Annotated in this window: 10 protein-coding genes and 1 tRNA gene; 4 read left to right on the top strand and 7 right to left on the bottom strand. The window is 32.7% G+C overall.

The genetic code is table 11. The features are described 5' to 3' along the window. Window positions 1–614: 614 nt before the first annotated feature. Together UABHE_RS17310 and UABHE_RS17305 are read left to right on the top strand one after the other, a co-directional pair. Window positions 615–688, top strand: a tRNA-Arg gene (locus tag UABHE_RS17310). 26 nt (window positions 689–714) lie between these two features. Further along, complete coding sequence (locus tag UABHE_RS17305) at window positions 715–1,092, top strand: MazG nucleotide pyrophosphohydrolase domain-containing protein (RefSeq protein WP_372364487.1); 378 nt, start codon at window positions 715–717, stop codon at window positions 1,090–1,092. Window positions 1,093–1,366: 274 nt separating this feature from the next. On the opposite strand, the gene UABHE_RS17300 is transcribed toward UABHE_RS17305, so the two are convergent. The 5 genes from UABHE_RS17300 to UABHE_RS17280 form a co-directional block, all read right to left on the bottom strand. Then, on the bottom strand, window positions 1,367–2,749 hold the full coding sequence (locus UABHE_RS17300; protein ID WP_372364486.1) for a BRCT domain-containing protein: 1,383 nt from the start codon (window positions 2,747–2,749) through the stop codon (window positions 1,367–1,369). Between the two features lie 60 nt (window positions 2,750–2,809). Then, a complete protein-coding gene (locus UABHE_RS17295) occupies window positions 2,810–4,129 on the bottom strand; it encodes a hypothetical protein (protein ID WP_372364485.1) in 1,320 nt (439 codons plus the stop codon). Between the two features lie 331 nt (window positions 4,130–4,460). Continuing rightward, window positions 4,461–4,784, bottom strand: a complete 324-nt coding sequence (locus UABHE_RS17290; protein WP_372364484.1) for a hypothetical protein — start codon at window positions 4,782–4,784, stop codon at window positions 4,461–4,463. A 2-nt stretch (window positions 4,785–4,786) separates the two neighbouring features. Continuing rightward, window positions 4,787–6,202: a hypothetical protein gene (locus UABHE_RS17285; RefSeq protein WP_372364483.1), complete on the bottom strand. Its 1,416-nt coding sequence runs from the start codon at window positions 6,200–6,202 to the stop codon at window positions 4,787–4,789. A gap of 69 nt (window positions 6,203–6,271) precedes the next feature. After that, window positions 6,272–7,711 (bottom strand): DNA recombination protein RmuC, encoded by a 1,440-nt coding sequence (locus UABHE_RS17280; RefSeq protein WP_372364482.1) that lies wholly within the window; start codon window positions 7,709–7,711, stop codon window positions 6,272–6,274. Between the two features lie 283 nt (window positions 7,712–7,994). Here UABHE_RS17280 and UABHE_RS17275 point away from each other — a divergent pair, with 283 nt between their 5' ends. Together UABHE_RS17275 and UABHE_RS17270 are read left to right on the top strand one after the other, a co-directional pair. Then, window positions 7,995–8,561: a sigma-70 family RNA polymerase sigma factor gene (locus tag UABHE_RS17275; protein ID WP_372364481.1), complete on the top strand. Its 567-nt coding sequence runs from the start codon at window positions 7,995–7,997 to the stop codon at window positions 8,559–8,561. 3 nt (window positions 8,562–8,564) lie between these two features. Further along, the gene (locus tag UABHE_RS17270) at window positions 8,565–8,831 is read left to right on the top strand and encodes a zf-HC2 domain-containing protein (protein WP_372364480.1); all 267 of its coding nucleotides are present in this window, start codon (window positions 8,565–8,567) and stop codon (window positions 8,829–8,831) included. Between the two features lie 614 nt (window positions 8,832–9,445). Here UABHE_RS17270 and UABHE_RS17265 read toward each other — a convergent pair. Next, the gene (locus UABHE_RS17265) at window positions 9,446–10,951 is read right to left on the bottom strand and encodes a hypothetical protein (protein WP_372364478.1); all 1,506 of its coding nucleotides are present in this window, start codon (window positions 10,949–10,951) and stop codon (window positions 9,446–9,448) included. Between the two features lie 2 nt (window positions 10,952–10,953). After that, window positions 10,954–13,542 carry a protein kinase gene (locus UABHE_RS17260; protein WP_372364477.1) on the bottom strand — a complete coding sequence of 863 codons (2,589 nt, stop codon included), beginning with the start codon at window positions 13,540–13,542 and terminating at the stop codon, window positions 10,954–10,956. Window positions 13,543–13,766: the final 224 nt, after the last annotated feature.

The following is a 13,766-nucleotide window of genomic DNA, read 5'->3' as shown; positions in this document are numbered from 1 at the left end:
ATCCTCATGCTCCCTTCTTGAGAGTAAAATAACATTAGGGCGTGTCGACATGCCCTAACTCTTGCATTATAAACATTGCTATTTAGAGTCTATTACAAAATTGTGTTGAAGCGAAAATTTACAGATGCTTTTGGGCTCCTAGTATATTACTAATATATACAATGTTTTCAATATATTTTTTCAGATTATAATGGATTTGTCACAACTTGGAGATGAGATCCCAGGTAGCCCTAAACAGGTAAGTTATATTGTAAATTTTGAACATCATTTACATCACGCACGTGAACAACTTCATATAAAGTCGGAGAAAATTAGGGTCTATCGAATCCTAGTCCAATTTCAAAGCTTTTAATCAACAAAGAATTGTTGCAACGCGCAAAAAGTTCTGAAGCTAAAATACTCGAATTTTTCACCAACTAATTTTGTAACAGGTTCTTAGATCGCTGTTTATGGGATACCAAATTTACAACTAAAGCACATTATTTATAATCAATTTAAAATACGTAATTACAAGGGCTACAAGTGTATAGAAAATTTTCATTAACTACATTTGATTTTTTTTTAAAAATTCTCTTGCTTTTTAAATTTTACATCGTAGAATGTCTACGACAACAGCACTTGTAGCTCAACTGGATAGAGTACTGGTCTACGAAACCAGCGGTTGCAGGTTCGAGCCCTGCCAAGTGCGTTACCCCTTTTTTCTGCAAAAAAATCATGCATAAACTATTAAAACTAGCCAAAACTCTTCGAGATCCTAAATTAGGATGCCCTTGGGATCAAAAGCAAACATTTGCAACATTTAAAAACTGCCTTGTCGAAGAAATCAATGAAGTTATTCAAGCTATTGAAAACGAAAACTACGAAAATCTCAAAGAAGAGCTTGGTGACGCTTTATTCAATTTAATTTTCATAATCAACTTAGCCGAAGAAAAACAATTGTTTTTTATGGATGATGTTGTGTCGGAAGTTCATACTAAAATGGTAGAAAGACATCCTCACGTTTTTGGTGAAGAAAAAGCATCTACTCCTGAAGAAGCAGCGCGTTTTTTTTATGAAGCAAAGAAAAAGCAGAAAAATAAAGACACTAAGTAACTTAATGTAAGTTAACGCGCATCAACATTTATCTTCCTGATAATTTATACATTTGATCAAATAATAGAGCTCTGTGCGTTTCAGAGTGCCTCAACTCTCCCAAAACAACTCTCACTATAATAAAGTCCAAATGTTAATACGTTCTATTTACGCTAAAATTTTTGGAACAAATACCACTACTCTCATTTATATCTTTAAATGACCACTTTCATCAAACTACTACAAATAAAAAAACGCTGGCATTTCGGCATGCCAGCGTGTTTTATTTTGAAATTTAGTTTTCCCAATTATCTAAATGTTGGATAAACTCAGACTCAAGCATTGTTTCTATTCCAAGTTGTGCTGCTCGCTTGTAAATAGCATCGTCAGCAAAATTTTTGCCTAGTATAATGAAATCTGTTTTTGCTGTAATTTCATCTTCTACAGTCCCACCTATTTTAGCAACCATTCTTTTTACTTGGGTTCTTGAATACTTTTGAACTAAATTTCCGGCAATCACAAAATACTTGACTTTATTTTTGTCATAAACAGCGTTGATAATTTTATCGCTATTTGTGATTGGTGACAAATCATCGGTAGTACTTAAAATACCAACCATACTCATTTTGTCGCGCACTTTTTTAACTTCTATTTTACCCTTCGCGATCTTTTGACCGCCTTTTCCATAACGAAATACATCAAATTTAAGGCCAGGAAGTACACCTTGAGAGCGTCCAATATTGATATAAGCTATTTTTAGTTTTTGGTTTACATATATAATCTCACCATCTGGCATTTCTTGTTGCTTTGCCTGGCGTTTTTGATTTTGGAACCATCTATCGATACCGGTTTGACCTGCAGCTTCATCTTTAAGTTCTGATATTCTTTGGTCGAGATCAGAAATCTCTTCTTTATATTTCTGTTCTTCTATGCGCTTTTGCTCATTTAGTTCAGCAAGACGATCGCGTTCTTCAGAATTTTCAAGTTGCGCTTTCTTCCTTTTATCTTCTTCTTCTTTTAATAATTCTTCTTTTTCAGTTCGTAAATCTTCTATAGCTTGTTTTTTTTCTTCAATCTCTGTCTCTAGAGAGACAATTGTTTTTCTCTCTGCAACGATAAGATCATCGTATTCTTTTTTGTTTTTATTAATGTCATCTTCAACGACTTTTATAGACGATTGAAGCTTTTCAATACGACTAGTATATTCATTCCACAGTTTTTCAAGCGTTACGATTTTGCTACTATAACCTTCAACCTGTATTAAATCTTTTTTATCAATTTTTACTTCGGGAACTGTAATACCTAGTGCTTCTTTATTACGAACAGATGCACTGTTTGAAGTAATTGCTTCTATTTTAGTAACAATAGCATCAAGACTAGTTCGTGTATTATTCCATAAAGAGTCATCTTGTTTTAATTCGATATATGAATACACATCTTGTAAAGAATTATCCTCATAAGCCTCATGGTAACCCACAAGATTAGATAACTCTAATAATCTCTTTTTCTTTATGAGAATGATGTTTTTTGTTGTTTTTGTTAATGTATTTTTGTGTTCCCGTAATTTTGTTTTAGTATCTTCATAATTTGTATGCACATAATATACTAAACCTGAAAAAGTAAGCCATAAAACAAAAAAGATACCTAAAAATATTCGAGAGGCTCCATCAGACTTCATTGTAAATTTCCTTTGTAAAACTCCTACGTGTTAAGACTTGCAATGAGACAGAATGTCTCCCTATTGATCGCCAACATATTTGAGTAAAGTTCTTTCGTCCATTAATGGTATTTTAAATTTGACAGCAGAAGTATAATTTTCGTGCTCTTGGCCTTTTTTATCATTATCAATAACAACAAAGTTTGTTTTTGAAGTTACTTTTTTCTCTACAATGCCATCAACTTCTTGTACGTCTTTAACCAATTGAGCAAGACGTGGTTTTTCTAAACGGTTGTCTGTAAAAGATAAATACATCGGCTTATTTTGATTGAATATAGGATTTACAATAACATCGCCGTTCACTAAAGGGTCCATCTCATCTATTTGACTAACAACAACGGCTTCACTGATTTTATCCATAACGCGTTTTACTTCAATACGGCCTTTGAATTCCTTCTCGCCGCGCTCTGCTAAACGAAATACATCAAATTTTAAGCCTCTGAAGATTTTATTTTTACGTCCTAAATCAATATAAATAGCATTACTTAAAGGATTACTAAAGACCACTTGTCCATCGATAGTTTCTTCAGAAGCATCAAATAATTTTGGTTGGCTAAGTTGTTTTTCTTTTCCACCATATTTTTCTGCTTGAAGGAGTCGAATATCGCTCATTTTTTTCAAAATAACGTTTTCGTACTCCAGTGTTTTTTTCTTAAGAGTATTTTCTTTTTCACGACGTTTTGCTTCCGCGTCTTCTTTGTTTTTAACAGCTAAGTTTTTTTGATCAACTACTTTAGAAATAAAATTTTTGTATTTTTGATCTAAGTTTTCTTTTTCTCTTTTAAGCTGTTCAATTCTTTCGTTATGGTGATCTTTTATCACCACATATTCTTGTGTTTTTGCTGCAATATCTTTTTGAATTTCATTGAAAGATTCTTTGAGTGTTCCTTCTTGGTCTTGCAATTCAATAATTCTTGCTTCAAAAGCGTTTAGTACTGTTTCGATGTTGATAGGGTATGTTGTTGCTGTGAGCTTTTCTCTGTATATCTCAGGTGAAGCCAGACCATAAATGCCGTAATATTGTTTTGTTCCTTTTTCAGAACTCTTATTTTTAATAATGGTATTTAGATTACTAATAATCTTATCTAAAGAAGTACGAGCATCATCTTCACCGTAGAAACCAGTTAAATTCTCTACACCACGCAACTGCTCATCGAGATTTCTGCGTAAATTTGTTCTCAACTCATCGTTTAGACTTTTATAAGCTGCAATATCTTGCTTGGTCGACTGCCAATGCGTGTAATAAAGCAGGAAAATAGTCATCGTGATAATCCACAATGATGTAAATAATATTGTTGGAAATACAACACTTCCAGTCTGATATGACTTATATCTTCTCATTCCAGCTTTCCTTTTAAGATAGATGGTTTGCGTATATTTTTTTGCTATGCCAAGAAATTTTTTAATATTTTCAGGAGTAGTGTGTTAGAGGGATAAAATGTTATCGATAAAGAAAATTTTATGCAAAATGGCCTGTTTTGACAAGTAAATTTTCTATTTTCCTATGATAAATTTAGTAGATAGTGCCTCGATTCAAATTTTTGTTTGGGGTGCCGTCAATTAATAAAAAATAATTTTACGTTTGTATTCTTTATGAAATATAGACTTTCAATAGAACTCACATTTCTTTATTAAAAGATATCTCTAACAACACCCCATAAACAAACGGCTTCTAATCCTGTTCTTCATTTTCTTTACTGATGTTGTAACCCTTGGTTTCAAGTAGCTGAATAATTCTGTCACAGCAATCTTCATTTTCGACTACTGTAGAGCATATTTCTTCAGAATCTTCTTCAAGAAGCTCTTTAACAACCTCTTCAGACAATCCTTCTCCTTTGCGTACCAGCAAAACATCATGAAGTTTTAACATTTTATCCAATTCTTCTGGTATTTCTTCATTTATTTTTAAAACAACGCATCCCATTTCTTCAAATGTATCAGAAAATTCTTGAAGCATTTCTTTTAAACTATCCGCCTCTATTGAAAGTTTGTACATAGTTATCTCCTGTTTTTAGATAAGATAATTTTTGAGCTAACAGATAAAAACAATAGTACTCCAATGAACAGAGCAAAAGTTATACCTCCCCAAAACATTTTACTTGTTGGCTGTTGAGATATACTTAAAATAACTTCCATAAGCCCAAATGCTGCTGTTGCTGATACAAAAATGTTCACTAACTGAATCGCTTTATTGGTACGAAGAGTATATTCTTGGATCACATAATCTGTTGCTAAATCTCGTTTTTTTTCTAATTTCTCCTGGAGTTCTGGCACACGGTGTGCCAAACGTGCTTTTTCTAAAAATTCTTCGCGCGATGGGTAAGGAGTGATTCCTGCTGTATACATGATTAGGTCTTGCATCGACTGTTTTTGCAACAAAAGCATTTGTGATGGAGAAGTGTTTTCTCCGGCAATTGCCCTCGAAAGTAAACGATTATAGCGATCAATAATAAATTTTTCTAGGTATAACCATTCAAATAAAATCCCATAATGCATAGTATTGTACATAACAGCGCTGTAAAAGTCTTTCAATTTTTTTCGCTCTTGTATTGCTTTCGTAACATCTTCATAAGTATTATCAAAAATAAGTAGGTCAGAAAGACCAAAAGTAAAAACCCCTAACTCTTCATCACTAGACAAATCGTTAGTAAAATGTTCACTTGCAGTAGCACTTTTTTGATAGGTTTTATGCATAGTGCCTATAGCAAGTAACTCATTTGCGTAATTTGAAACCAGTTCATCTACAGAAGAATATTCAGGGCTTGTTTTATAAAGCTGTACCAGAGTGGAAGATACACAACGAAATAAACTAATCTCGGTTTGAATTGTTTTACACCACAAATGTCTCAATAATGGGCGAATAACATTTGACGTATAATTTTTGAGAGTTGTTAGTAGATAGACTTCACCGTTGTCACTTTTAACAAGACGTGTTTTTTCATCTTTACACTCAAAAGTATCGACATATGGTATAAATTCACTAGGTATTTTTATAATCAAGGTGCGTAAATTAATGCGAATCAAATGGATAGTTTCTTCCACTGAGCAATTTTCTTCTACGCGAAAATGAAAATTACAAGTTAAAGTTCCCGATCTATGTAACGAAGGATAAACCTGTATGGTGTGCCTATTATTTTTTTCAAATTTTTCGATAATTAGTCTATCTGAAAGATAATAAAGTTTTGGTAGATCTAAAACCTCTATTTCCGGTAATTCAAAGCGTAGCATTTGTTTTTTTGACAAAGAACAAACTGTCTCTGATACCCTATTCATTGAAGTAAATAGCTCATCCTCTTTAACAGTAACAGGCTCTATTTCTTCAAGTATTCTTTTGCGATTTTCCCAAGTAGGTTTTCCCACATCAATTATATTGCGAAAAATAACCGCAAAATCGAGTATTTTTAAGTCATCCATCTATTTTCCTTACTCTTGTTTTGAAATTTTAACTACAAGTCGTTTGTCTTAATACAAGCATTACAAGACCTAGTCATCATTATCACCAGGTTTACGAGGGTATTTATCAATAGTTGTCAACACTTCAATATCTTGGTCATTGGTTCCAAGATCCTTAAATTTTCGAGCACTTACTAAAACACGATTCTCAAAAGAACCAACAGCTTTATTGTAGGAATCGATAGAACGCTCTAAACCCTTTCGCATTTCGTGTAAGTGAGCAACAAAAATTTGTAATCGTTCGTAGAGAGTTTTTCCCAAATCACTAATTTGTTGCGTGTGTTGAGTGATTTTTTCTTGCTTCCATCCGTAAGAGATAGTCCGCAACAATGTGATTAATGATGTTGGAGTTGCAAGAACTACATTCTGCTGCGCGGCATATTCAATTAATTGCCGATCCTGTTCAAGAGCTGCACTGAAAAAATTCTCTCCAGGAATAAACAAGACCACGAACTCCGGTGTGTGACGGAACTGTTCCCAGTACGCCTTACTACTTAGTTGAGAAATATGATTGCGTACGTGCTTTGCGTGAAGTTTCAACTTTTCAATTCTTTTTTCATTGTCAGGCATTTCTATTGCTTCCAAATACGCAAGTAGCGGTGCTTTAGAATCAACGATTACATTTTTTTCATTGGGCAAGCGAATAATCATATCAGGGCGTAAACTTCCATCTCCAAACATCACAGATTGCTGCTGCACAAAATCGCAATGTTCCACCATTCCAGCAATTTCAACTACACGTTTAAGTTGTATTTCCCCCCAGCGGCCTCTTACTGTAGGTGTACGTAAGGCGCGAATTAAATTAGAGGTTTCATCATGAAGTTGGTTATGTGTTAGTGCTAGGTTTTTGATTTGCTCCGTCAAACTAACATAAACATTGCTGCGTTCTATGTCCATTTCTCGTATACGTTCGTCTACTTTTTTTAGAGAGTTATAAATAGGATTTATTAAGTGATCAATTGCTTGTTGTCTGCCGTCTAAATCCATTTGTGCTTGTCCGTGAAATTTTTCCATAATAGTTTGTGCAAGATGCATAAAACTTTTATTATTGTTTTGTAAAGACTCTGCAGCCAAAGATTTAAATGTATGCCCTAGCTGCTGCTGCATCCCTTGAACCCAATTTAATTTTTCTTCACTATTCTTTTGAATTTGCTCCATCTTTATACGTAACATAGAGCACTGTGTTTGCAAAGTAATGTTTGATTCCTGTAAACGAAAAATATCCAGCGATTTTTCATTTACCTGTTTATCCAAAGTTTGGACTTGCTTTTCATAACCTTGCAATTTCTGATTTTCACGTTTCTCTTCTTGTAAATGATTTCGCAGTTTAAGCAAATCGATAACGAGCTTCTCATTATCGTTTTTAAGTGATAATACTTGCTGTTTTTGATACCTATTTTCTTCTAAAAAAGCTATTTTTTCTCGGTGGGTTGCACTACTATATTTTTTTTGTATATTTTTTAAATACATTTTATATATAATACTTGAAAATATAACACCTAAAGCAAAGAATATAAGTGCTATAGATAAAGGTGATGTATATATGATGTAGATAATTTCTTTGTAGTTGATTATATAAACCTTTTCGAAATATATGTTAGATGACTCACGACCTTGCAAATGTCAAAACAAGAGGCTTTCTGAATTTTTATTGTATAAAAAATATAAAATTTTTGTATAGTTTTTTTTAAGGTTACGACTAAGAGCCTGTTATAAAATTAAATTTTGTGCAAGTTCTAAACAAAACTTAGTTATGAAAAATAATCAAAATTCACTATCAGATCCCAATAATTGGGTTGAATTATATGGTGATCAGTTACTTCGATTTACATTAGCTCGTATCTGCAAACGCGAATCAGCAGAAGAAGTAGTACAGGAAACATTTCTCGCAGCCCTAAAAGCGCGCAAAAATTTTTCGGGACGTTCTTCAGAGAAGACGTGGTTGTTTGGTATATTAAAACATAAAATCATAGACCACTACCGGAAAATGGAAAAACAACAACCAATTAGTATTGACGATACTGAAAATGAGTATTTTGATAAACGTGGTCACTGGAAAAAAAGTCCGAAGAGGTGGCCCGGAAATCCACAAAAAGTACTTGAGAAAAAAGAGTTTTGGGAAGTATTTGAAAAATGTATTGCGCATTTGCCCTTAGAAATGGAGCAAGTATTTCAGTTAAAAATGTTAGAAAAAATGAATTCTGAAGATATTTGTACTGAATTACAAATCACATCCGCAAATTTGTGGGTAAGATTACATCGAGCACGCTTCAAAATGCGTCAATGTCTAGAAAAATGTTGGTTTACAAAAACAGGTTAAAATATGCTAAGATGCCAAGATATTGCCAAACTTCTTTCCGACTCTTTAGAAAGAAAGTTACCATGGGCAACAAGAATTGAAATACGGCTACATTTATTAATATGTTATGTTTGCCGCCGCTACTCAAAACAATTGCGATTTCTTAATAGTTATGTAACTTACTACTATGAAAAAAAACATTGCGATGTGTTTCTCACCAAAGAGGTAAAAGAAAAAATGAGCTCTGCTATTCGCGAAGAAACCAAAAAACAAGGAAATGTTGACATTTAGGCTTTATTTCTTATAATAATTAAAATAATAGAATTGACCAAATATTCAATCAAGTTACGAGCCGTTTTATAGTAACGAATAACAATAATTCGGTATTGTTTTAATTTTTGAAAAAATTTTCAATAGGATACCGGGATTTGTATAAGTACTCATCATATTCTCAGGTTTCTTATTGTCTCATAATGTACAGTGTCTGATTTGTTTCCTTGTTTTTCACAGATTCGCATTTTGCCACTAAATTTCTGAATGGGAATACCCTAAATAAATATTTGTTTTTACGAAAATTTTTACAAACACCTAACTAGTTTATAACTGGGCGTAGTTGAAGATAATTTACAAATCATCATTTTACTGACAATCTACAAGTATGGTTTTGTGATGGGTATTAGGACTGTCATTAATTTAAAATACTACGCTGAAAAATTCGTAATTGTGAGCGTGATCGTAGCCGTACTCATAATCGAACAACTACGATTTTTTTTTCAATAAATACTTAAAATATTCGGCCAGGATCACGACTACGGCTACGATGGTTACTAATATCTAATTGATGGCACGCCCTAATATTCCTTACTCGAAAAATCCAACACCACTTCGTCCTAGTACTCTTCGTCTTAATTCTGTAAAAAAAAGACTTTGAAATAGTGTTTTTTTTGCACTTGATACTTGTACTTCAAAATTTCAATTTCAACTCTACATAAGTTAACAAGAAACTTTCGATCATTTATGTTTTTATTATCTTTTTGCTTATTCAATATACTAATCAACATAGCAAACGGTTTACTGTCATTAATAAATATAAATTTTTGTAAAGATACAGTTTTTGCGATTTGCGTAATATCTTCTTGATTTTGTGATTGTTTCTTTAGCAGAGAAATGTACTCCATAAGTTTTTGTTTTTCTTGTTGTTGCTTTTGAATAATCAAACTATCGCTTCCAATTTGCATCAAAACCATCCAGGTCTGGTTAGAACTATTTATAAATTTCTTAGTAAACGATGGTTGATCTATTTTTTTCAACTGTAAAAGTAATTCATAGTGGCCAGTAGCCAAAGTTTGTTCTATTGTTATTTTGAATTGATTTTCTTTATCAAGAGAAATTTCTTTAGCTATAAACTCTTCACTTTGCCATTTTCTTAAAACCACGAACGGCTTTAGTCTCAAATCGACAGGCATAAAAGGCGCGTCTAATTTACCTGAGATAATCACCATATTTTTACTATATTTAACATCAATAATCGCTAATTCAGGAATAGTATTTGGAAATTGATTTGGTGGAAATTTCTTTGCTAGTTCTTCCCACTGTGATGCCGTAATAAATTCATTTCCCCATAGACGATTTTCTCGTACAGCAAAATATTTTTCTTTATCCAACTTATTGTTCTTAATCTCAACTTTTTTTGAAATAGTTACTTGCGAATAAATTTTAGGAGTTAGGTCAAGAGGAGGGGCCTCCGCCTCACCTATAATCGTCTCATAAGAAGCAATAGAAATAAGGAGCAAAGGAAAAAACAATAAAGCAAACGTAATAGAAACTAAAAATAGTTTTGCCGTCAATGAAAATGTAATTTTCTGCGAGCGAAGAATATTGCCAATAGAATTTTGTTTGATTTCAAAAGTAGCTACTTTTTCTTGTATACGATCCAAGATTGCCAAAAGAACATCTTCTGAAATCAATTTAGTTTTTGCAGCAAAAATATTCCACGATCCATCGAGGCCAATTTGTTCCATTTTATGCAGAATTTGTAAATACTTCCCTACTTGTTCTCTAGAAACAACATCATATTCAACAAGTACATTGCCAATGTAAAAATTTTTGCGCGAAATATCTTTATTTTTTCTATTAGCAAATTTTTTCAACGGTAATTTTAAAAGAAATTTATACCTACGTTTGTAAAGAATACGACGTTCAAATAGTATACGAATTAGAGTTTTATCGTTGTTCTCTAAAATTTGAGAGCAAATAGCGTCAATAGCATCTTTTTCCTTGATCACATTTTTTTCGAGAACAAACTTCACCCTAGAATAATCTTTCTCTTGTGCCATAGAAGAAATTTTATTTATCCAACCTTGTGTTGTTACAGCTACTTTAAATTTCTTGTTCCGTCGTATTTTTATCATAATTATTTCGCAAATTTGTAAATATAAGAAGTTTCGTCTGACTTATTTTTGTTTTGCGTTACGGTGTAGTAAATATTTTTGTTAGAGGCAAACCAATCTACATACATTTCACTATTTTGAAAATCATATTTCATAATTTCTACTCCATATATGTACAAAAATATAGAACGCTTGCTAGCAAAATAGATCATTCTCGAACCAAAAACTATAGGAGTTGTTATAACATCATTGATAATATTGCTACTTTTAAAAAATTGCGATTCAATTTCCTCTAAAGCAACCAAATTGCCTTTTGAAACTACATACAAATATTTACCAAATTGTACCGGCTTTTTACTTCCCGAATGCTTATCCACTTTTAAACCATCGTACACAGCAGAGAATTCCCCTTTCGAGAAATTAAAAGATTCGAAAAATTTTCCAGAAGATGTGTATATCTTACCATCCCTTATAACCGGAGCACAATCGACAGAAGATTTCGTCGTATATTCAGCAATTTGTTTCGCTCCTTTTTCTAGATCAAAAACACGCACTTTATCTTCATCTGTAACAGCCAAAATTCCTTTATTTATTCCTAAAAAACTAGATTTTTGTTTTTTATTATATTTCAGTTTTAAAGTCCATTCATCTAACTCTTCTGTTTTTATATTCAAACTTACAACACAGCGTTTACTATAACTAATAAAAAACATGGTGTTTTTATAAAATACAGGTGACGAAGTCTCGCCAAAAACACCCTTTCTGTATATGTGTTCCCAGCTATTTCCACGAAAAGCGTATATTCCTTGACCAGTAATAAAAAAGACTCGACCTTTCCACAAGCGGCAATCAGCAACCTTTGTAAAACCAAGGTCTTTTTTGTAAATATGACCTTGGTTTTTCGACTCATCAAAGATACCAGCGTTATTAGAAGTATTATTTATTAATCTTACAGCGTATAAGGTTTTTTGGCGGTTACTTCTTGAACCTTTTTTTTTCGCCAGTGATGTGTATAGAAAACTTCGATACACCAGTGGCGTTTTAAATAATCCTCTTTGTTTACCTATAAAAATAAATTCTTTGCTAGCTGTGTCACCTAATTTACCTTTTATTTTGAGATCAAGATCTTCTACTGATTTTATACTTTTGTAAATATCTATTCGCTTTTTAAGATTAGAATTTTCTTCTGTTAATGCTTGTACTTCCTCCTTATTAGAAGAAGGAGTAAAAACAAACATTACAATCAACCCTAGCAAAAAAGATGTTGCAATTGCAGTGATACCTTTTTTGGATTTCCAATGTAAATTTTCTTTTTCAAATGCAACGTGATGGGTTTTATTTATTCGTTTCTTTTTTGTATACTCTTCAAGATCTTTTGCTATATCAATGGCTCGATAATAACGTTTATTCTTACTTTTTGCCATAGCTTTTAAGCAGATATTTTCAATTGTACTTGGAATTTCTTTTATGTAAAATGTGAGTGGTGGCGGTGGTGATTTTGCTATTTGTGTAAGTAGGGTAACTAGCTCACGTGCTTCAAATGGTAATCGACCAGTAAGAAGCTCATAAAAGGTTACTCCTAGAGAATAAATATCGCTTTGCGCATCTATTTCACTGTGACGATTTCGCGCTTGCTCTGGAGACATATAAGAAGGTGTCCCTGCAAACGACTGTGTTTTGGTAACTTTATTTTCATCATCTATGTCTCGCGCTAAACCAAAATCCATAATAAAAGGTTCACCTTTTTTGTCTAGCATGATATTGCCAGGTTTTATGTCGCGATGAATAATCTTTTTTTGATGGGCAGAATGCAGTGCTTTCGAGACTTTCACAATAATCTCTATTGATTTACGCAAAGACATTCGTTTGTTTTTTTCTAAATATTCTTCTAAAGACTGTCCTTCTACATACTGCATTGTAAAATAAATATTATCGTCAACTTCTCCTTGTTCGAGAATACCGACAATATTTGGATGGTTTAACTGTGCAACAGCGCGCGCTTCTCGGCGAAAACGTTCAATATTTTTACTATTCTTAACATTGCTAGAAATAAGCTTTAATGCGATATCGCGTTGCAAATTGTCATCGTGTACTAAAAAAACTTCTCCCATATTTCCTTCACCAAGTTTTCTTTGTACTCTATAGCGACCAATCGTTTTTATCTGTTTTTTTGAGGCTGGGGGAGAATCATTAGCAACAAGAGGTGCTGATAAATTTTCTTGCCGTAACACGGTATCATCGAAAGATACAGGATTAAGGTCTGGTTTTAAATTACTTTTTTCTTCAATAATTTGCGTAGGATAAATCGCATCTCCAGAAACTTTCTCTGACTTATCTTTTTTAAGTAGTTCTTCGAAAAGAGTCAACTTGTGTCTTTGTATCATTGTATCCTCTAAAGAATCGTGCTGTTTATTCTGTTCCTTAATATATTGTTGCTTTAGTTGGTTTAGACGTTCGTTGTCCACATAACCCAACTGAATAAGGACTTCAACAACACTTATTTTATTTCCTTGTTTTTGTTGTTGCTGATAAACCTGTTTTGCTTTTTGAAAGGCTTCAGAAGTTAAATCTCCGCTAAGTCCTTTGTTGAGCAACCATCTTTCAAATTCCATAAACAGCCTCCTACGCAATGCGATTTTTGTTGCAATACTTATAAAATATGATATAAGGATCGTATTCCTGTGAGGACCTGTAGTCAATTACAATTTTTTATTCAAGTAAAACTACATTTTTTCTACAAACGAAAATATACAGCTTGTTCGTATGATTATTCAATAAAAATAACTTACGTTCAACATGCATATTTCATTTTAAAAATAGTTCAGAGGACACGCCC

The organism is Candidatus Uabimicrobium helgolandensis (assembly GCF_041508025.1).
Taxonomy (GTDB): domain Bacteria; phylum Planctomycetota; class Uabimicrobiia; order Uabimicrobiales; family Uabimicrobiaceae; genus Uabimicrobium; species Uabimicrobium helgolandensis.
This window is presented reverse-complemented; position numbering and strand designations above follow the sequence as displayed.

Coding starts and splice junctions, on each gene's coding strand:
- UABHE_RS17275 (WP_372364481.1), top strand. CDS start 7,995: ATGAAAAATAATCAAAATTCACTATCAGATCCCAATAATTGGGTTGAA.
- UABHE_RS17270 (WP_372364480.1), top strand. CDS start 8,565: ATGCTAAGATGCCAAGATATTGCCAAACTTCTTTCCGACTCTTTAGAA.
- UABHE_RS17305 (WP_372364487.1), top strand. CDS start 715: ATGCATAAACTATTAAAACTAGCCAAAACTCTTCGAGATCCTAAATTA.
- UABHE_RS17300 (WP_372364486.1), bottom strand. CDS start 2,749: ATGAAGTCTGATGGAGCCTCTCGAATATTTTTAGGTATCTTTTTTGTT.
- UABHE_RS17265 (WP_372364478.1), bottom strand. CDS start 10,951: ATGATAAAAATACGACGGAACAAGAAATTTAAAGTAGCTGTAACAACA.
- UABHE_RS17290 (WP_372364484.1), bottom strand. CDS start 4,784: ATGTACAAACTTTCAATAGAGGCGGATAGTTTAAAAGAAATGCTTCAA.
- UABHE_RS17260 (WP_372364477.1), bottom strand. CDS start 13,542: ATGGAATTTGAAAGATGGTTGCTCAACAAAGGACTTAGCGGAGATTTA.
- UABHE_RS17280 (WP_372364482.1), bottom strand. CDS start 7,711: ATGTATTTAAAAAATATACAAAAAAAATATAGTAGTGCAACCCACCGA.
- UABHE_RS17285 (WP_372364483.1), bottom strand. CDS start 6,202: ATGGATGACTTAAAAATACTCGATTTTGCGGTTATTTTTCGCAATATA.
- UABHE_RS17295 (WP_372364485.1), bottom strand. CDS start 4,129: ATGAGAAGATATAAGTCATATCAGACTGGAAGTGTTGTATTTCCAACA.